This is a genomic window from Altererythrobacter sp. C41, from assembly GCF_016803135.1.
Taxonomy (GTDB): domain Bacteria; phylum Pseudomonadota; class Alphaproteobacteria; order Sphingomonadales; family Sphingomonadaceae; genus Pelagerythrobacter.
This window is the reverse complement of the sequence record NZ_JAEVFE010000006.1, coordinates 1-17,783: the sequence shown is the minus strand read 5'-3', so window position 1 is coordinate 17,783 and position 17,783 is coordinate 1. Positions and strand designations below refer to the sequence as shown.

Here is a 17,783-nt window from a genome sequence, read left to right as displayed (position 1 = left end):
GTCAGTCGAAAAGCGAGCTGACGGAGCTTTCGTCGGCGATGCGGCGAACGGCTTCGCCGATCAGCGGGGCAACGGTGAGAATACGGATCTTGTCCGAATCCTGCGCCGCGTCGGTCGGGCGGATCGTGTCGGTGATGACCAGCTCGGTCAGCGTCGAGCCGTCCACCCGCGCCACCGCGCCGCCCGAAAGCACGCCGTGAGTGATATAGGCCGCGACCGAGGTCGCGCCCTGGTCGAGCAGCGCCTGCGCCGCGTTGCACAGCGTACCGCCCGAATCGACGATGTCGTCGATCAGGATGCAGTGGCGGCCCTTCACATCGCCGATGATGTTCATGACCTCGCTCTCGCCGGGGCGGTCGCGGCGCTTGTCGACGATCGCCAGCGGCGCGTTGTCGAGCCGCTTGGCCAGCGCACGGGCGCGGACCACGCCGCCGACGTCGGGGCTGACGACCATCAGGTCGCGGTCGCCGTAGCGCGCCTGGATGTCGGCGGCCATGACCGGTGCGGCGTAGAGGTTGTCGGTCGGGATATCGAAGAAGCCCTGGATCTGCCCGGCATGGAGATCGACCGCGAGCACGCGGTCGGCGCCCGCCTGGGTGATCAGGTTGGCGACCAGCTTGGCCGAGATCGGCGTGCGCGGACCCGGCTTCCGGTCCTGCCGGGCATAGCCGAAGTAAGGCACGACCGCGGTGATCCGCGTGGCCGAGGCGCGCTTGAGCGCGTCGATGCAGATCAGCAGTTCCATCAGGTTGTCGTTCGCCGGGAAGCTGGTCGGCTGGATCAGGAAGACATCCTCGCCGCGCACGTTCTCGTGGATCTCGACGAAAACCTCCTCGTCGGCGAAGCGGCGGACGCTGGCGTCTGTCAGCGGCATCTCGAGATAGGCGGCGACCGCGCGGGCGAGCGGCAGGTTCGAGTTGCCGGACATGATCTTCATCGCGCGGGGTACCTTCGTTGCTGCGGCGGGAATCGGTCCGCTTCGCTTAGCCCGGCGTCACGCGATTGCAACAGGGGGCACCCGATCCTCCCCGTTTTCGCTGCAGGAGCAAATAAGGAGGATCTTTAGGGGAGCCGATGTTCGCCCTTGATCCAGCGCACCGTGCCGCTGCTGGCGCGCATGACGACGCTTTCGGTCGTCATCCTGCCGCCGCGCAGGCGCTTCACGCCTTCGAGCAGCGATCCTGAGGTGACGCCGGTCGCGGCGAAGATGCAGTCGCCCTTGGCCAGATCCTCCAGCTTGTAGATCCGGTCGAGGTCCTCGATACCCCACTTGGCCGCGCGGCGCTTCTCGTCCTCGTTGCGGAACACCAGCCGGCCGTTGAACTGCCCGCCGACGCAGCGCAGCGCGGCGGCCGCGAGCACGCCTTCGGGTGCACCGCCCTGGCCCATGTACATGTCGATCGTGGTTTCGGGATCGGTCGTCGCGATCACGCCCGCCACGTCGCCGTCGCCGATCAGCACCACGCCGCAGCCGAGTCCGCGCAGCTCGGCGATCAGCTCCGCATGGCGTGGCCGGTCGAGCACGCAGACGATGATGTCCTTGGGCTCGACGCCCTTGGCCTCGGCCACCGCGCAGACGTTCTCGGTCGGGGTCTTGGCGAGATCGATGATCCCCTCGGGATACCCCGGACCGACCGCGAGCTTGTCCATGTAGGTGTCGGGCGCGTTGAGCAGGCAGCCCTTTTCCGCAGCGGCCAGCACGGCGAGCGCATTGGGGCCTGCCTTGGCGGTGATGGTGGTCCCTTCGAGCGGATCGAGCGCGATGTCGATCTTCGGCCCCTTGCCCGGCGCTCCACCGACTTTCTCCCCGATGTAGAGCATCGGCGCCTCGTCGCGTTCGCCCTCGCCGATCACCACGGTCCCGTCGATCTCGAGCTGGTCGAAGGCGTGGCGCATGGCTTCGACCGCGGCGGCATCGGCCGCCTTCTCGTCGCCGCGCCCGATCAGCTCGCTCGCGGCGATCGCGGCGGCTTCGGTGACGCGGACCAGTTCAAGCACCAGGACGCGATCGAGCTGCGAGCCCGCGGGCGGATTCTTGCTATTCATACTGGATTCAGTCCTCCGGGAGTGCTTGGAAGCGCGCTTAGACAGCGGGAGCGGGAATGTCGAGAAACCACCTGGCGCTTGCCCTCTGCCTCGTCGCCGCACCGGCCGGGGCGCAGACGAGCGACCCGGACCCCGGCGTGACCGATCCGGTGGAGCAGGCGTTCGAGGCGACCCGCGACGCCTACGGCCCGCCGCCCCCCGCGCCGCCGCAACCCGATTGCGAGCAGCCCGAAGGCGACGAGATCGTGGTCTGTGCGCGGCTGGAGGAGCAGTCGCAATTCCGCGTCCGCTCCGACGAGGACGCGGAGAACGAATACGCGGCGGCGACGATGAACAAGGGCGATCCCAAGGCGCCAGACGTGTCCGGACCGGGAATTTTCAAGGGGCCCGCGACCATCTCCGGCATGTGCGTGATCCCGCCCTGCCCGGCGCCTCCCGCCTACATGATCGACTTCGAGGAACTGCCCGAGACGCCGCCCGGCTCCGATGCGGCACGCGTCGGGCGCGGGCTCGCACCGCGCGGCTACGATGGGGAGCCGGAGGAGCAGACCGCGAGCGAGCCGGAACCTGCCGCCGACCCGCCGCCGCAATAGCGCTCAGTCGCCGAGGATCTGCATCGACAGCGGCGGCGCGGTGAAGCTGTCGGAGCCGCGCAGGAGCTCCAGTGCGTGCTGTACGTTCCGCTCGGGCCCCTCGTGCGCGACCATCGCGACGAGGACCTCGCCGCCTTCCTCCTGCCGGCCCTGCTGGATCAGGCTTTCGATCGAGACGCCCGCGTCGCGCATCGCGGCGGTCATCTCGGCCAGCACCCCGGGACGGTCGGCGACGGTGAAGCGCAGGTAAGTGCGGCCGGTGCGGTGTCCAGCCTCGGCGCGCGGCATCGGCGCTATCTCGGCCGAAGGGATGGAGAACGGCGCGCCGATTTCTCCGCGGGCGATGTCGATCAGGTCGGCAACGACCGCGCTCGCGGTCGGTCCCGCACCCGCCCCGGCGCCCTGGAACAGCAGGCGGCCCGAGAAATTGCCCTCGGCCACGACCGCGTTGGTCGCTCCGGTGACGTGCGCGAGCGGGTGGCCCTTGGGTACCAGGCACGGCCTGACCCGCTGGAGCAGGGCCGTCGCACCGTCCTCCCCCGCTTCCAGATCCGCCATGCCGATCAGTCGCACGACGTAGCCGAGCGTGTCGGCGCGGGCGATGTCCTCCGCCCGCACGCGGGTGATGCCCTCGCAAGTCACCCCGGTGAAATCGACCTCGGCGCCGAAGCAGATCGCAGCGAGGATCGCGAGCTTGTGCGCGGCGTCGGTGCCTTCGATGTCGAACGCGGGATCGGCCTCTGCGAACCCCTTCCTCTGCGCCTCGGCCAGCGTCTCGTCGAAGCCGGCGCCGGTCGCCTCCATGGTCGAGAGGATGTAGTTCGAAGTGCCGTTGAGAATGCCGTAGATGCGCCCGATGGCGTTCGCGGCCGCGCCTTCGCGCAGGGCCTTGACCACCGGAATGCCGCCCGCGACCGCGGCTTCGAACTTGAGCGCGATGCCGGCCTGCTCGGCGGCGCCAGCAAGTTCGGCACCGTGGTGCGCGATCATCGCCTTGTTCGCCGTAACCAGCGCCTTGCCCGAGCCGATCGCCCGGCGCGCCAGGGCCAGCGCTGGCCCGTCCGACCCGCCGACGAGCTCCACCACGACGTCGACATCGTCGCGCGCGGCCAGCTCCGCCATGTCGTCGACCCAGGCGAAGGAGGAGAGGTCGACGCCGCGGTTCTTGTGGCGCTCGCGCGCGCTGACTGCGACGATCTGCAGCTCGCGCCCGGAGCGGGCACGCAGCAGCGCGGCGTTGGTTTCGAGCAGGCGGATCACGCCCGCCCCCACTGTGCCGAGCCCGGCCAGCGCGATGCGCAGCGGCTCAGCCATGGCGGCGGCGTTTGTTGGCGACGCGTTTCATGGCGCCGCCCCTAACCCGCGAGGCGGCGGCATGGGAACCAGTTTCGCTTGGGCGCGCGCTAGCTGCGGTTGCGCCGGCAGGGCCCGAGGCTCTGCTGCACGAAGCGGAAGTCCTCCTCCGCCTGCGCGCGGGAGGCCGGGTCCTGCGCGAGGTTGGCGTCGGCCGGGAGATCGTCGGGCAGGAAGCAAGCGATCCGGTACCAGGCGAGCGTGTCCTTCGCCGGCGGTCGCGCGGCCTGGTCGACGATCTCGGTCCACGAGACTCCCCACACCGGCGCCATGTTCGGACGCCGCACGACGGTGATCGAGACCGGCCCGTCGCCGTCCGTATTGAGGAACATTTGGGTCTCCGATTCCCCCGCGAGGTTGCCCGGCATCGAGAGAATGTCGCGCACGCCGAGGACCGAAGGCGGCGTGTCGGCAGCCGACAGTTCCGCCAGGACGGGGCGCAATCTGCCCGCGAGCGCTTCGCTCCAGGGCAACTGGGCGGTGGGCGCGATGAGCTGGATCTCGCCCGGCCGGCCCGCCGATCTGGCGAACAGGATCACCTCCTGCTTCTTCAGCTTGGGCGGATCGCCGTCCTCGTCCAGCGGCACGTCGACCAGGTAGCGGATCGATTCGCCGATCGGCTCCGAACCCGCGATCAGCGCGAGCGTACGCGCCTCGACATAGAGCCGCCCGTAACCGGGGCGCACGCCCGGAGCGCGTTCGGGCCTGAGCAGGGCCTGGTCGCGAATCTGCGCGCGGATCACCAGATCGGCCGGGTCCGCGAGGTCCACCAGATCGGCATAAGTCGGCGCATTGGGCGCCGGAGCCGGCTGCGCGGCGGCCGGCGCGGCCAATGCCGAAAGGCCCGCCGCGAGCGTGAGCGTAAGCTTGGTGAGTTTCTGCATATCCGCCATAAAATTCCAGTTTTGGGGCATTTTTCGCAATGCGCGATGCCTTGCGTCGTTCCGTTCCCATTCACTCTTGCGATCGTGAATTCGCAGTTAACCGATAAAGCGTTTGCGCGCCCTCGGCATCGAAGCTAAAGCTCGCGGCAGTTTGCCGCAACAGACAACATGATGCGCGGCAGACAGGCCCATGCTGGCCTCGCGGCGCCTGGGCCCATCGGCCTTCGCGTTTTTCGAAGTCGGCCGGCAGGGTGGACATTTGGGATTGCCCTCTGGCAAGGGATTTGCTTGTCGTGAGGAGAATCGCCGGGGCTACCCTCGGCGAGAGACGATGGAGTGATGCGACTGAATGGCCTACGCTGACCAACAAATGAGCGGAAACCGGGTCGTCGCCCTGGTCATAGTGGCGGTTATCCATATCCTGCTCGGATATGCGCTGATCACCGGTCTCGCCTATGAGGCGGTTACCCAGGTGGTCGAACGCGTGACGACGGTGGATATCGAGGAGCCGCCGCCACCCGAGCCGGAAGACGAACCGCCGCCGCCGCCGGAACCCGACACCGCGCCGCCGCCGCCGGTCGCACCGCCGCCGCCGATCAGTATCGCGCCGGCTCCGCCGCCGATCCGCACGCAGCCGACGATTCCGCCGCCCGCACCGCCCGTGCTGCGCGTGCCGCCGCCGGCCCCGCCGGCTCCCCCGCCCCCGCCGCCGCCGCGGTTCCCGCCGAAGAACCCCGAGCCGCGGAACAATCCCGGTAGCTGGGTTACGACCTCGGACTATCGCAGCAGCTGGATCAACCGCGAATACACCGGCACCGCTTCGTTCACCGTGCGTGTGGGAGCAAACGGCCGCGTCGAATCGTGCTCGATCACCGGCGGCTCGGCTCCGTCGGAACTCAAGGAAGCGACTTGCAGCCTGATCGAACGGCGCGCCCGCTTCCGTCCGGCGACGAACGGCAACGGTGACGAGGTTGCGGGGAACTACTCCAGCACCGTTCGCTGGGAGATCCCGAACTAGCTGTTTTTCCGCCGCCGCGCAGGGCGCGGCGGCGGGTCTCTTCTTCCCAATCTGCTTCTTTCTGAGAGGACTTTCGCAATGCTTATCGAACTTCTTGCCGCCGCCGGAGAGGCTGCCCCCCAGAACTCCTTCGGCTTCATGGAAGCCATGGAACAGGGCGGCGTGATCGCCTGGTCGATCTTCGGCGTGCTCGTCATCATGTCGGTCGGATCGTTCTACATCCTGATCACCAAGCTGCTCGAGCAGCGGAAGATTTTTGCCGAGTACAAGAACGTGCGCGGCCAGTTCTGGCGTGCGAGCACGCTGCGCGAGGGCGCGACCAAGCTCAACAAGAACAGCGCATGGCGCCAGCTCGTCGACGACGGCCTTGCCGCCGAAGACGCGCACAGCAAGATGACCGACAGCCTCGAAGCACACGACTGGCTGCACGGCTCGCTGGCCCGTTCGGAAGCGTCGATCAACTCCAAGCTCGCGGGCGGTCTGCCGTTCCTCGCGACCGTGGGTGCGACCGCACCGTTCGTCGGTCTGCTCGGTACCGTTATCGGTATCTACCGCGCGCTGATCAACATCGGCATCGCCGGTTCGGCCTCGATCGACAAGGTCGCCGGTCCGGTCGGTGAAGCGCTGATCATGACCGCCATCGGTCTGCTCGTCGCCGTTCCCGCGGTGCTCGCCTACAACTGGCTTCAGAGCCGCAACAAGCGTATCGCCGAGCTGCTTTCGGGCTTCTCGACCGACATCCTCGCGAACATCAATTCGAAGGGTGCGGTGAAGCCGGCGGTGCTGACCAAGGCGGCGTCGACCCAGCAGGCGGGCAAGGCTGCGGCCACCGCCCCGGCTACGGGCACGACCACGACCACCACGACGAAGCGCTGATAGCCGTGATGCTGGGCCGGCTTCGGCCGGACCAGCATGACCTCCGAAATAGATAAGTTGGATAGGATATAGTCATGGCGATTTCGACGGGAGGCGGCGGCGACGAAAGGCCGATGTCGGAGATCAACACCACGCCGCTCGTGGACGTGATGCTGGTGCTTCTCATCATCTTCCTCATCGCGGTGCCGGTTGCGATCCAGACCATCGAAAAGCTCCGCATCCCCGTGTTCGAGTCGACCGAATCCAAGGACAAGGTCGAGAACCTGCAGCTGACCGTGAGCACCACCGATGCCGCGGGCCGCAGTGCGGGTGAGCCTGGTTTCGAAGGCGCCTCGCGCGAAGGCGAGTGCCGGGTCTACTTCAACAACACGACCCCGGTGGACTCGCAGGAGCTCTACGACCGGGCGTTCGAACGGCTCGACGCGATCGTGCAGCGCGCGGGTGGTCCGGAGGCGATCATGGAAGATCCCGACAAGATCCCGCAGGTCCACATCCGCGGCGACGTGAATGCCCCGTGGCGGTGCGTTGCGGGCACGATCTACAACGTCCAGGCGGCCGGTTATCCCACGATCGGCTTCATCTCGAACCCGGTCGATCCGAACGCGTGATCCGGTCCGCGGATAGAATTCAGGAGTAGCCCACCATGGCAATGTCAGGCGGCCGCGACGACGGCACCCCGATGATGGAGATGAACACGACGCCGCTGATCGACGTCATGCTCGTTCTCCTCATCATGTTCATCATCACGATCCCGGTTGCGACGCACTCGGTCGACATCGATCTTCCGGCGCCGAACCCGAATCCGCCGCCGGAAGACCAGATCGATCCGATCAAGAACAAGATCGTCATCACCCAGACGGGCGAGATCCTCTGGAACGGCGATTCGATCGATCAGAGCGAACTGGTCCGCAACCTCGAGATCAGCAAGTCGATCGACCCGGAGCCCGAGCTGCAGTTCGAGCCCGAGCAGTTCGCGAGCTACGATCTCTCGGCCAAGGTGCTGAACATCATCAAGGTTTCCGGCGTGACCAAATTCGGCTTCGTCGGCAACGAGAAGTACCGGACGTTCACCACCGGCGGGCCGGCCAACCCGACCGGCTGATCCGAACGTACGAACGAACACCGAAAGGGGGCGGAGCGATCCGCCCCCTTTTTCGTTGCGCTCCGAGGGCGCAGGTGCGCTTGGTGAACGCGACGCGTCATGGTATGACATCTCCCAACTGTGGGAGAAGTGCGATGTCAGTACCCGGCAGCCGGCCATTGGGCGAAATCAACACCACCCCGCTCATCGACGTGATGCTCGTCCTCCTGATCATGTTCGTGATCACGATCCCGGCGGCGACACATTCGGTCGAAGTCGATTTGCCACGCGATTGCACGGACTGTCCCGCGGTCGATAACGTGAAGAACCGCATCGTCATCGACGGCAGCGACCGGGTCCTCTGGAACGGCAACTCCGTGAGCCACGCGCAGCTCGGCGCACTTCTGGCCGAAACCCGCCGCCTGCCAATCGAGCCGGAGCTGCAGTTCGAACCCGCTTCGCAGGCAAGCTACGACATCTCGGCACGCACGCTGCACGCGATCGAGGCGGCGGGGATCACCAGATTCGGCTTCGTCGGCAACGAGAACTACCGGACTTTCGCCGCGCGCTGAGCCGGCGCAGGGCCTAGTCCGTCTCGTCGTCCGCCGCATCCACCCGCATTGCCGCGGCGGCGAGGCTCTCCGCCTCGAGCAGAAGCTCCTCATCGACTGCGCCCTGAGGCAGCGCCTCGCGCCCGATCATGGTCATGACAGGCACCGCCAGCGGGCTGACGCGGTCGAGTTCGACATGGACCAGTTGCTCGGCCGAGCGCTCTAGCAGGCTCGCGAGTCGCCCGACGTCAGTCAGCCGCGCGCGCGCGTCGGCCCAGGCAGCCTCGAGCAGGACGTGATCGGGCTCGTACTTGCGCAGCACGTCGTAAATGAGGTCGGTCGAGAAAGTGACCTGCTTGCCGGTCTTGCGCTTGCCCGGATGCTGGCGCTCGACGAGGCCCGCGATCACTGCGACTTCGCGAAACGCGCGGCGCAGGAGGTGTGATTCCTGCACCCAGTCGACGAACTCGTGCGCCAGGATGTCGGGAGATAGGAGCGGCGCGGGATCGGCGACAGGCTTCAGACCCCAGACCGCAAGCGAATAGTCGTTGGCGACGAAGCCGCCGGGCAGCAGCCCGCGGTCCTCCATCCGCCGCGTGATCAGCATGCCGAGGCTCTGGTTCGCGTTCCACCCCTCGAAGGTGTAGTAGACGCTGTAGTGCTTCTTCGCATGCGGGAAGCTTTCGACCAGCAACTCGCCCGGGCCCGGCAGCCGGCTGCGCCAGTCCTGCACTTCGAGCCATTCGCGCACGTCGTCGGGAAAGCGCGCCCAGCCAGCGCGATCGACCAGCATCGCCTGCACCCGCTCTGCCAGATGGGTGGTCAGCGGCAGCCGCTGGCCGCCATAGGAGGGGATGGTGGCCGACTTCTTCGCGGCGCGCACGGTGACCTCCATATCCTTCACCCGCTCGACCTCGAGGCTCATGCCGGCGAAGAAGAAGGTGTCGCCCGGCGAGAGCGAGGCGGCGAAGCGCTCCTCCACTTTGCCGAGCTGACGGCCATTGCGGAACCGCACCGTGAGCATTTCGGAATCGACGATGATCCCCGCGTTCATCCGATGCCGCTGGGCGTGTTCGGGATGGGTTAGCCGCCAGACGCCATGGCGGTCGCGGACAATGCGCTTGAACCGGTCGTAAGCCCGCAGCGCGTAGCCGCCGTTCTCGACGAAGCCCAGCACGCGCTGCCAAACGGTTTCATCGACCCAGGCATAGGCGAGTGAGGCGCGCACTTCCGCCAGCAGCGCCGTCTCGTCGAACGGCGCCGCACAGGCGCAGGCCATGACATGCTGCGCCAGCACATCGAGGCCGCCCGGGCGGAAATCCTCGCCGTCGCGCTGCCCCTGATCGACCGCGTCCTTGGCCGCGGTCGCCTCCAGAAACTCGAAGCGGTTGCCGGGCACGAGGATGGCACGGCTCGGCTGATCCAGTCGGTGATTCGCCCGCCCGATGCGCTGCAGCAGGCGCGAGGAGCCTTTCGGCGCGCCCATCTGCACTACGCAGTCGATGTCCCCCCAGTCGACGCCGAGGTCGAGGCTGGCCGTGGCGACCAGCGCCCGCAGTTCGCCCCGCGCCATCGCCCCTTCGACCTTGCGCCGCGCTTCCTTCGACAGCGAGCCGTGGTGGATGCCGATCGGCAGGTTGTCGTCGTTGACGTCCCACAGAAGCTGAAACACGAATTCGGCGAGAAAGCGCGTGTTTGTGAAAACCAGCGTCGTCCGGTTGCGGCGGATCTCGTCGTAGAGCTGGGGAATCGCCCAACGCCCTGCATGCCCGCCCCACGGCACGCGCTCCTCTTCCGGCAGCAGGATCTCGACCTCCGGTGGCGCGCCCTTCTCTCCTTCGACCAGCGCGACCGAATCGATCTCGCCCCACGGGGCAAGCCACTCGCGGAAGCCCTCCGGATCGGCGACGGTCGCGGAAAGCGCCGCGCGCTGCATCGCCGGCGCGATCGCCTGCAGCCGCGCCAGCGAAAGCGCGAGCAGGTCGCCGCGCTTGCCGGTGGCGAAGGCGTGGACCTCGTCTATCACCACCCTCTTCAGCCCGGCGAACATGGCGAAGCTCTCCGGATAGCTGAGCAGCAACGAAAGCGATTCAGGCGTCGTCAGCAGGATATGGGGCGGCCGCCCGCGCTGGCGGCGCTTGCGGTCGGCCGGGGTATCGCCGCTGCGCGTCTCGATCCGCAGCGGCAGGCGCATTTCCTCGACCGGGGCGAGAAGATTGCGCTGAACGTCGTGCGCGAGCGCCTTGAGCGGCGAGACGTAGAGCGTGTGCAGCCCCTCCGGCGGCGCCGCACCGGCGAGCCGCGACGGGCAGAAGTCCGCCAGCGTCGGCAGGAAACCCGCAAGCGTCTTGCCCGCGCCGGTATCCGCCACGAGCAACGCGTGCCGCCCCGCCTGGCTCGCCGACAGCATATCCGCCTGATGCCGCCGCACCCGCCAGCCGCGCGCGTCGAACCAGGCCGCGATCTCGGGCGGGATCTGCGCCTCAGGCATGTGCGGAGCAACGATCGTGCATGGCCTCCACTGCACCAGATTCCTGCGCGATGCGAAAGGTTCCGGCGACGGTACCACATGCCGTCGCCGAAGCGCGGTCCGCATGCGCCCGGCCGGGCAACGATCCGCCCGCTCGCGCATTGGTTTCATGCAACAGGGCGACGCGGCCGTCCCCCCAGGCGGCGCGCCGGAGCTTCCCCGAGAACTTCAGGAGAGACCAATGGCTTACAGGAACGACTACCGCCCGGGCGACCGTTATGGCGAAAGGCGCCGCGGCAGCTACGACCGCGAGGACTACTACACGCAGGCCGACCAGTTCGAGGCCGACCGCTACGGGCAGCCCGATTACCGCGAGGATCGCTACGACGAACCGCTCGCCGGCCAGATGGGCGAACGCCGCAGCTACCGCGACGACTATCGCGAACGCGACTACACCGACATGCAGAAACGCGGCTGGCGCGAACAGGAGCGCCAGGACCGGCGCGGCGCGCAGCAGTCCCGCTATCGTTCGAGCTATGGCCCGGCGCGGTACGACACCGGCGAAGGGCGCGGTTTCTCGAGCTTCACCGCGAGCGATCAGGCAGGCGGGGATTTCTCGGCCGGCAACCGCCGGCCTTATGGCGGATACGGCGCCGGGTTCGGCGGCATGTCGGCCGCCTATGGCTCCGGTACTTACGATGCGGAACCGCATTCCGGTTATACCGACCGCTATGAAGAGCGCGGCTTTCTCGACCGCGCGGGCGACGAGGTCGCGAGCTGGTTCGGCGACGAGGACGCTGCGCGCCGCCGGCGGATGGATCACCGCGGCCGAGGCCCCACCAACTATACCCGTTCGGACCAGCGCATCCTCGAGGATGTGTGCGATACGCTGACCGACGACTGGAATCTCGACGCCAGCGGCATCCAGGTGACGGTCGAGAACGGCGAAGTCACGCTCGACGGGACCGTCGGCAGCCGCTTCGACAAGCGCCGCGCGGAAGACTGCGCGGAGGACGTGTCCGGTGTCGGGCACGTGCAGAACAACCTGCGGGTCAACGTGCGCAGCTACCGCAACGAAGATGCCGGCACGCCGATCGACGAGGGCACGGCGATCTGATCCACCTCCGCCATTGCAACGCGAAGGGCCCGGCGCGTCCGGGCCCTTTTTGCGTCAGGCACCGTCGCCGGGCGCTTCGCCTTCCGCCGCCGCCTCGCTTTCCGCCGCGTTGGCACGCAGTTCCTCCGCCGGCACACCCAGCAGCGCCGACAACCGCTGCAGCTCGGCATCGCTCAGGTCGGACAAGGCGCGCGGCTCGGGAAGGCCCTCCATGCGCTGCTGCATCTGTTCCATCATCGCCGGCATCATCTCCAGCACGGCAGGCATGACTTCGTTCATCGCGGCCATGACCTGCGGGTCGGCATAGATCAGCATCGATTCGGCCGCGTAGCGGCTGCCCACCGGCGTCTGGAAGAACCGCTCAAGCTCTGCGAGATCGGACGGTGCGAAGCGCACGGCGTAGGCACGCGCCAGCCCCTCGCGGTAGGACGGCTCGATCCGCTTCATCACGTCGCCCATCATCTCCATCATGACGTCCGACGCGATCGCGTTGCGGCGCTCGTACACCGGATCGACGATCGCCATGATCTCGCCCAGCTTCCCCTCGCCCATCGCGGCGACCTGCGCCTGCTCCATGCCGGCGATCGCGGCGAGCTGCGCGATGGGAATTTGCGCCATCGAGCCGAGGATCGAGTCCATCATCGGCCCCATCATCTCGTCCATCATCCGGGCATAGGTGCCGGGAGGAAAGATGTGCGCGACCACCGCCTGGGCCGCCGGCAGGCGCGCCTCCTGCTCGGGCGTGAGCGGCGCGGCCGGGAACATCTCGCCGAATGCGGACGCAAGCGCCTCCATGTCCGGCGACGCGTCCGCAGCCGGCGGGCTCTCGTCCTGTGCAAGCGCCGGTGCCGCCGCAAACAGCATGAGCGCCGCCAGAATACCGTTCTTCATCGTTCCCTCCCCTATGGGATCTAGTGCCCTGCCTGTGCTCCACGCGCGAGGCCCGAAAGGGCAAGCTGTTCGTCGATCTGCGCGATCAGACGCTCCAGCCCTTCCTCGCTCTCGCTTTCTGCACGGGCGACGAGGACGTCCTGCGTGTTGGAGGCGCGCAGCAGCCACCAGCCGTCCGCAGTGGTCACGCGCACCCCATCGGTGCCGTCGACGTCAGCCGGACTGTCCGCCAGCCGCGCCTTGACCTCGCCGATCGCGGCGAACTTGCGCGTCTCGTCGACCTGGAAGCGCATCTCCGGCGTGTTGACCATCGCCGGCATGGCACCCCGCAGCTCGGTCACCGAGCGGCCGAGCCGCGCGCTGGCGGCGAGCAGGCGGACCCCTGCGTAGAGAGCATCGTCGTAGCCATAATAGTCGTCGGCGAAGAACACGTGCCCGCTCATCTCGCCCGCGAGCAGCGCGCCGGTTTCCTTCATCTTGGACTTGATCAGCGAATGGCCGGTCTTCCACATCACCGGTGTTCCGCCGTGCTGCGCGACGTGATCGAACAGCGCACGGCTGGCCTTCACGTCGGCGATGACCGTCGCATTAGGTAGTCTTGCGAGGAGGTCTTCGGCGTAGATCATCAGTAGTTGGTCACCCCAGATCACGCGGCCTTCGCCGTCGATCGCACCGATGCGGTCGCCGTCGCCGTCGAACGCGATGCCGAAGTCGAGATCCTTCTCGGCAACGAGCGTGCGCAGGTCCGCCAGGTTCGCTTCGACCGTGGGATCGGGATGATGATTGGGAAAGTCGCCGTCGACGTCGGTGTAGAGGAGGTGATGCTCGCCCGGGAGGCGGGCGGCGAGCGCTTCCAGCGCAGGGCCCGCGGCGCCGTTACCGGCATCCCAGCCGACGCGCAGCCTCTCGATCGCTGCAGGTTCCACACCGCCAAGGCCAGAGAGCAGCCGCTCGATGTACTCGTCCAGGATCGCGCGTTCCTCGACCGTCCCGGTCCCGTCGCGCCAGGCGCCTTCGGCGGCGACGCGGCCGAGCCGCTGGATGTCCTCCCCGAAGAACGGCCGGCCCTGAAAGACCATCTTGAAGCCGTTGTAGTTGGGGGGGTTGTGGCTGCCAGTTATCTGAATGCCGCCATGTACCTCTTCGGCTGAGGCTTCGGCGTAGTAGAGCATCGGGGTCGGCCCCATGCCAACCCGTACGACGTCGCACCCGCTCGCCGTGAGCCCTTCGATCAGTGCGTGCTCCAGCGTCGGCGAGCTCACCCGGCCGTCGTAGCCGACCGCCACCTTGCTGCCGCCGGCCTCGCGCAGAAGAGTTGCGAAGCTGCGGCCGATCGCGCGCGCGTCATCCGGGCCGAGCGTTTCGCCGATGATGCCGCGGATGTCGTATTCGCGCAGGATGGTCGGGTCGAAGTTGTAAGTCATACGCTCCCTTCAGCGTCAGCGGCCCTTCAATGTTGGTCGGGCAGATCGTCGAGCAGCAGGTCGCGCGCGGCATTCGCCTCGTGCACCTGATCGCTGGTCCCGCCCCGGTCGGGGTGGACCATGGCCACCAAACGCTTGTGGGCTGCGATTATTTCCCCGCGATCGGCACGGGCGCCAACACCCAGCAGCTTGCGCGCGCGAAACAGCGCCTGGCCCCGCGTCGAAGCGGGTCGCAGATAGTCCCACGGCCACTTGCCGAAGATCATCCGGCAGCCGATCGATACGACCGCAAGGATAACGATCAGCCGCAGCATGGGTCAGGCGGGCTCCAGCTCTGCCGCCTTGCTCGCCGGTTCGGGCAGGTTGAGCCCTGCGACGAGCGTGCGCAGCTCCTGCCGCGCGACGAGATGGCTGGTGCCGAGTTCGCCCAGGTGCCCCTTGTCGAGCAGCGTCAGACCCGACGGGAAAAGCTCGCGGTAGATCACGCGCTCCGACAGGCCCCGCGCGACGCGAAAGCCCGCCCGCTTCGAAAGTTCGGCAAGCGCCCGCTCGATGCGCTGCATGTTGCGCGCCTCTACATGGCCGGTGCGGTTGCGCACGACGACCCAGTCGATTTCCTGCCGCCGCTCGAGCGCGCGCGTCTTGCGCGTGTCCCAGATCAGCTCGGCATAGAAGCTCAATCGGCGGACCTTGAACGTCTCGGGATCGACCTGGCCGATCAGGTCGAAATCGACGAAGCTGTCGTTGAGCGGCGTAACCAGCGTGTCGGCGCCGACCGCCGCGTGGCGCGCGAGGAGATCGTCGCGGCCCGGCGTGTCGATGACGAGGAAGTCGGCCCCTTCGCCCACCCGTTCGAGCGCCTCGTCGAACTCCTCGATCGCCTGTCCGCAGAACACTTCACAGCGCGCGCTGGGCAAGGTGGCCCCACGCCGCTGCTCGGTCTCGGCGCGGTTCTCGAAGTAGCGGTCCATGGTGCGCTGGCGCGAATCGATGTCGATCGCGGCGACCTTGGCCCCGCGATAGGCGAGCGCGACCGCGACGTGGACCGCGGTGGTCGACTTGCCGGTTCCGCCCTTCTCGTTGGCGAATACGATCCGGTGCGGGCGCTGCGACACTTTGGCGGACACTGCGGGCAGGCTTTCTGTCTGTTGTCATTGCCGGGCGCCAGCGGCTAAGCGGCCCCGTGCTCGCTTTATCGGAGGCCCCGGAGACGTGCAAACCGCGACCGAGCTTGATGTGTTGAGAACGGCCGTCGCGGAATTCCGCGGTGGCGGCGAAAGCCTGGCGCTCGTGCCGACGATGGGCGCACTGCACGAAGGGCATTTGACGCTCGTGCGTGAAGCTAGGGCACGGGCCGATCGGGTCGCGGTCTCGATCTTCGTGAACCCGACGCAGTTCGGCCCGAACGAGGACCTCGACGCCTATCCGCGCCAGATGGAGGAGGACAAGCGCCTGCTGGAGGCAGAGGGCGTCGACCTCCTCTGGGCGCCCGATGTGGCCCAGATGTACCCCGAAGGGTTCTCCACGACGATCTCGGTCGCGGGCGTGAGCGAGGGCTTCTGCGGTGCGAGTCGCCCCGGGCATTTCGACGGGGTGGCGACCGTCGTCTGCAAGCTGTTCAACCAGGTGCGGCCCGATGTCGCACTGTTCGGCGAGAAGGACTGGCAGCAGCTCGCCGTGATCCGCCGCATGACGCGCGATCTGGATCTCACCGCGCCGCATGCCGATGCCATCCTCGGCGTGCCGACGGTGCGCGAGGCGGACGGGCTCGCGATGTCGAGCCGCAACCGCTATCTCTCGCCCGAGCACCGGGAAGCCGCTGCGACGCTGCCGCGCGCGATGCGCCAGGCGATCGAACGGATCGAGGCGGGCGCGGACCTGCGGATCACCATGCGGGCGCTCGAGCAAGCTTTGACGAACGCCGGTTTCTCCTCGGTCGATTATGCCGACATCGCCGACGCGGCAAGCCTCGCTCGGTTGGACCATCTCGGCAAAACGCCCGCCCGCCTGCTCGTCGCCGCACGGATCGGCGGCACGCGCCTGATCGACAATATGGCAGTCGGCACGGGTTAACCGCCGTCAGCTCCACAGCCGCGCGCGATAGGCCTCGAAGCAGCGCTCGCCGCACTTGAGCCGGATCAATGCGCCTTCGGCCATCGCAGTCGCGCGCGCCGGATCCTCCTCCACCGCAGGGCGGATCGCCTCGCGGTTCCAGTCCTCACTGTGCTTGACGTCGAGCACGGCGTGGACTGCGAAGTAGCGCCGCTCCTTGCCCGAGAAGCCGAGCCGCTCGAGGCCCTTAGTGACCAGCGCGGCGCGGCCGGGCGCGGTAAGCTCGATAACGCCCAGCGCGCCGACTGAGTGCCAGGCATAGCGCCGGTTGGCCGCCATGGCGGTCATCGCGTTGGCGAGAGCGAGGCTCTCCCACACGGTGTTCTCGATCACGGGATCGACCCGCAGCGTTTCGACCAGCGCATCGAGCATCGGTCCGTGCATTCCCTTCTCCACGCCGTGGCCCATTTCGTCCCAGTAGTTGCGGGCCAGTTCGAGCTTGGGCCGCACCGGCAACTTGACCTGCGTCATGGCCACGAGATCGTCGAACCCGGCCTCGCCTGCCGCTTCCTGCTCGAAGAACCAGCGGAACTGGTCGATGTCAGCCTCTTCGGCGAGCCAGGGGAACAGCGGGTCGCCCTGTCCAGGGCCGGTTTCCTTCAGGCTTTCGAACCAGTCGATGAATCCGTCCGCGTCGGTCGGCGCCTCGGCCGCCTCTGCGACGACCTCCGCCCGCAAGCCTTCGAGGAAGGCGCCCTCGAGCCGCTGCATCCGCAAGTCTCGCTCCAGCTCGCGCTGCCATGCCTCGCCGGGGAATCCGGGCTGCAGGCGCTCGCGGTTCCAATGCGCGAGCCCGCGCTGGAAGCTGTCGGTCAGGAACTGCGATCGCTGCGGCTCACCGCGATCGATGAATCGTGTCGCCATCAAAAAATCTCCTTTTGCCCAAGGGAATGGGCCGCGCCCGGTCTTGGTTCCGAGCTCAGGAGAACTGCTGACGGCGCACGCGTACCGACCATGCAGGGGCCGGAAGGAACGTCATGAGAGAAGAGTTGGAGCGGGTAGCGGGAATCGAACCCGCATAACCAGCTTGGAAGGCTGGGGCTTTACCACTAAGCTATACCCGCTCGGCGCCGACCCGCTTGCCATCATCGGCGCGGATTCGTCAACATCGCGTTTGCGGTTGCCGGCGCGGGACACGATCGCTTCGTCCCTTTCAAGCAAATCCCTTTTGCCCTTGTGCGCCGATCCGTTAGCCAGTCGCATCCCTTTCCTTGGCAGAGATCGCCTTCAAGACATTGTTCGATGCATCGCCTGACCCATCTTGAGCGGCTTGAGGCCGAGAGCGTACATATTATGCGTGAGGTTGCGGCGGAAGCGTCGCGGCCTGTGATGTTGTATTCGGTGGGCAAGGACAGCGCGGTGATGCT

General features: G+C 67.4%; 18 protein-coding genes, 1 tRNA gene and 1 pseudogene. 9 read left to right on the top strand and 11 right to left on the bottom strand.

The genetic code is table 11. The features are described from left to right. Position 1: 1 nt before the first annotated feature. Together JNO53_RS11225 and glpX are read right to left on the bottom strand one after the other, a co-directional pair. Positions 2-937, bottom strand: a complete 936-nt coding sequence (locus JNO53_RS11225; protein WP_203111027.1) for a ribose-phosphate pyrophosphokinase — start codon at positions 935-937, stop codon at positions 2-4. Positions 938-1,062: 125 nt separating this feature from the next. After that, positions 1,063-2,046 carry a class II fructose-bisphosphatase gene (gene glpX, locus JNO53_RS11220; protein WP_203111025.1) on the bottom strand — a complete coding sequence of 328 codons (984 nt, stop codon included), beginning with the start codon at positions 2,044-2,046 and terminating at the stop codon, positions 1,063-1,065. 56 nt (positions 2,047-2,102) lie between these two features. Here glpX and JNO53_RS11215 point away from each other — a divergent pair, with 56 nt between their 5' ends. Then, positions 2,103-2,639 carry a hypothetical protein gene (locus JNO53_RS11215; protein ID WP_203111016.1) on the top strand — a complete coding sequence of 179 codons (537 nt, stop codon included), beginning with the start codon at positions 2,103-2,105 and terminating at the stop codon, positions 2,637-2,639. Positions 2,640-2,642: 3 nt separating this feature from the next. Here JNO53_RS11215 and JNO53_RS11210 read toward each other — a convergent pair whose 3' ends face one another. Together JNO53_RS11210 and JNO53_RS11205 are read right to left on the bottom strand one after the other, a co-directional pair. Next, positions 2,643-3,953 (bottom strand): homoserine dehydrogenase, encoded by a 1,311-nt coding sequence (locus JNO53_RS11210; protein ID WP_203111014.1) that lies wholly within the window; start codon positions 3,951-3,953, stop codon positions 2,643-2,645. 89 nt (positions 3,954-4,042) lie between these two features. Next, on the bottom strand, positions 4,043-4,885 hold the full coding sequence (locus tag JNO53_RS11205; RefSeq protein WP_338015343.1) for a hypothetical protein: 843 nt from the start codon (positions 4,883-4,885) through the stop codon (positions 4,043-4,045). Positions 4,886-5,246: 361 nt separating this feature from the next. Between JNO53_RS11205 and JNO53_RS11200 the strand changes: the two genes are divergently transcribed. The 5 genes from JNO53_RS11200 (at position 5,247) to JNO53_RS11180 (ending at position 8,423) form a co-directional block, all read left to right on the top strand. Next, positions 5,247-5,894, top strand: a complete 648-nt coding sequence (locus JNO53_RS11200) for an energy transducer TonB (protein WP_238401854.1) — start codon at positions 5,247-5,249, stop codon at positions 5,892-5,894. Positions 5,895-5,972: 78 nt separating this feature from the next. Beyond that, positions 5,973-6,770: a MotA/TolQ/ExbB proton channel family protein gene (locus JNO53_RS11195; RefSeq protein ID WP_203111003.1), complete on the top strand. Its 798-nt coding sequence runs from the start codon at positions 5,973-5,975 to the stop codon at positions 6,768-6,770. Positions 6,771-6,844: 74 nt separating this feature from the next. Next, positions 6,845-7,378, top strand: coding sequence for an ExbD/TolR family protein (locus JNO53_RS11190; protein ID WP_203111000.1), 534 nt, complete (start codon positions 6,845-6,847; stop codon positions 7,376-7,378). A gap of 35 nt (positions 7,379-7,413) precedes the next feature. Beyond that, positions 7,414-7,872: an ExbD/TolR family protein gene (locus JNO53_RS11185; RefSeq protein WP_203110998.1), complete on the top strand. Its 459-nt coding sequence runs from the start codon at positions 7,414-7,416 to the stop codon at positions 7,870-7,872. Positions 7,873-8,006: 134 nt separating this feature from the next. After that, the gene (locus tag JNO53_RS11180) at positions 8,007-8,423 is read left to right on the top strand and encodes an ExbD/TolR family protein (protein ID WP_203110996.1); all 417 of its coding nucleotides are present in this window, start codon (positions 8,007-8,009) and stop codon (positions 8,421-8,423) included. Between the two features lie 13 nt (positions 8,424-8,436). Here the strand turns inward: JNO53_RS11180 and JNO53_RS11175 are convergent, their stop codons facing one another. Continuing rightward, positions 8,437-10,893: a ligase-associated DNA damage response DEXH box helicase gene (locus JNO53_RS11175; protein ID WP_203111399.1), complete on the bottom strand. Its 2,457-nt coding sequence runs from the start codon at positions 10,891-10,893 to the stop codon at positions 8,437-8,439. A gap of 220 nt (positions 10,894-11,113) precedes the next feature. On the opposite strand from JNO53_RS11175, the gene JNO53_RS11170 reads away from it, so the two are divergent. Continuing rightward, on the top strand, positions 11,114-11,989 hold the full coding sequence (locus JNO53_RS11170; RefSeq protein ID WP_203110994.1) for a BON domain-containing protein: 876 nt from the start codon (positions 11,114-11,116) through the stop codon (positions 11,987-11,989). Between the two features lie 54 nt (positions 11,990-12,043). On the opposite strand, the gene JNO53_RS11165 is transcribed toward JNO53_RS11170, so the two are convergent. The 4 genes from JNO53_RS11165 to JNO53_RS11150 are packed head-to-tail and all read right to left on the bottom strand — an operon-like array spanning position 12,044 to position 15,431. Next, the gene (locus JNO53_RS11165; protein ID WP_203110992.1) at positions 12,044-12,880 is read right to left on the bottom strand and encodes a DUF2059 domain-containing protein; all 837 of its coding nucleotides are present in this window, start codon (positions 12,878-12,880) and stop codon (positions 12,044-12,046) included. Between the two features lie 20 nt (positions 12,881-12,900). Continuing rightward, entirely contained in the window at positions 12,901-14,304 is a 1,404-nt protein-coding gene (gene pgmG / locus JNO53_RS11160; RefSeq protein WP_203110990.1) for a phosphoglucomutase/phosphomannomutase PgmG, read from the bottom strand. A 26-nt stretch (positions 14,305-14,330) separates the two neighbouring features. After that, positions 14,331-14,618, bottom strand: a complete 288-nt coding sequence (locus tag JNO53_RS11155) for a J domain-containing protein (protein WP_203110988.1) — start codon at positions 14,616-14,618, stop codon at positions 14,331-14,333. 3 nt (positions 14,619-14,621) lie between these two features. Then, positions 14,622-15,431, bottom strand: a complete 810-nt coding sequence (locus JNO53_RS11150) for a division plane positioning ATPase MipZ (protein WP_338015342.1) — start codon at positions 15,429-15,431, stop codon at positions 14,622-14,624. Positions 15,432-15,516: 85 nt separating this feature from the next. Between JNO53_RS11150 and panC the strand changes: the two genes are divergently transcribed. After that, positions 15,517-16,377, top strand: coding sequence for a pantoate--beta-alanine ligase (gene panC, locus JNO53_RS11145; protein ID WP_203110986.1), 861 nt, complete (start codon positions 15,517-15,519; stop codon positions 16,375-16,377). Positions 16,378-16,383: 6 nt separating this feature from the next. On the opposite strand, the gene JNO53_RS11140 is transcribed toward panC, so the two are convergent. After that, positions 16,384-17,280 (bottom strand): iron-containing redox enzyme family protein, encoded by an 897-nt coding sequence (locus JNO53_RS11140; RefSeq protein ID WP_203110984.1) that lies wholly within the window; start codon positions 17,278-17,280, stop codon positions 16,384-16,386. 126 nt (positions 17,281-17,406) lie between these two features. Then, positions 17,407-17,480: transfer RNA gene (locus JNO53_RS11135), tRNA-Gly, on the bottom strand. A 178-nt stretch (positions 17,481-17,658) separates the two neighbouring features. On the opposite strand from JNO53_RS11135, the pseudogene JNO53_RS15375 reads away from it, so the two are divergent. Further along, positions 17,659-17,783: pseudogene (locus JNO53_RS15375) on the top strand (sulfate adenylyltransferase subunit CysD); the annotation flags it as partial.

Bases quoted from the DNA above. Each gene is read 5' to 3' on its own strand.
- JNO53_RS11170 (WP_203110994.1), top strand. From the start codon at position 11,114: ATGGCTTACAGGAACGACTACCGCCCGGGCGACCGTTATGGCGAAAGG.
- JNO53_RS11225 (WP_203111027.1), bottom strand. From the start codon at position 937: ATGAAGATCATGTCCGGCAACTCGAACCTGCCGCTCGCCCGCGCGGTC.
- JNO53_RS11210 (WP_203111014.1), bottom strand. From the start codon at position 3,953: ATGGCTGAGCCGCTGCGCATCGCGCTGGCCGGGCTCGGCACAGTGGGG.
- JNO53_RS11195 (WP_203111003.1), top strand. From the start codon at position 5,973: ATGCTTATCGAACTTCTTGCCGCCGCCGGAGAGGCTGCCCCCCAGAAC.
- JNO53_RS11155 (WP_203110988.1), bottom strand. From the start codon at position 14,618: ATGCTGCGGCTGATCGTTATCCTTGCGGTCGTATCGATCGGCTGCCGG.
- JNO53_RS11215 (WP_203111016.1), top strand. From the start codon at position 2,103: ATGTCGAGAAACCACCTGGCGCTTGCCCTCTGCCTCGTCGCCGCACCG.
- JNO53_RS11175 (WP_203111399.1), bottom strand. From the start codon at position 10,893: ATGCCTGAGGCGCAGATCCCGCCCGAGATCGCGGCCTGGTTCGACGCG.
- JNO53_RS11140 (WP_203110984.1), bottom strand. From the start codon at position 17,280: ATGGCGACACGATTCATCGATCGCGGTGAGCCGCAGCGATCGCAGTTC.
- JNO53_RS11200 (WP_238401854.1), top strand. From the start codon at position 5,247: ATGAGCGGAAACCGGGTCGTCGCCCTGGTCATAGTGGCGGTTATCCAT.
- JNO53_RS11185 (WP_203110998.1), top strand. From the start codon at position 7,414: ATGGCAATGTCAGGCGGCCGCGACGACGGCACCCCGATGATGGAGATG.
- glpX (WP_203111025.1), bottom strand. From the start codon at position 2,046: ATGAATAGCAAGAATCCGCCCGCGGGCTCGCAGCTCGATCGCGTCCTG.
- JNO53_RS11190 (WP_203111000.1), top strand. From the start codon at position 6,845: ATGGCGATTTCGACGGGAGGCGGCGGCGACGAAAGGCCGATGTCGGAG.
- JNO53_RS11205 (WP_338015343.1), bottom strand. From the start codon at position 4,885: ATGGCGGATATGCAGAAACTCACCAAGCTTACGCTCACGCTCGCGGCG.
- pgmG (WP_203110990.1), bottom strand. From the start codon at position 14,304: ATGACTTACAACTTCGACCCGACCATCCTGCGCGAATACGACATCCGC.
- JNO53_RS11180 (WP_203110996.1), top strand. From the start codon at position 8,007: ATGTCAGTACCCGGCAGCCGGCCATTGGGCGAAATCAACACCACCCCG.
- JNO53_RS11165 (WP_203110992.1), bottom strand. From the start codon at position 12,880: ATGAAGAACGGTATTCTGGCGGCGCTCATGCTGTTTGCGGCGGCACCG.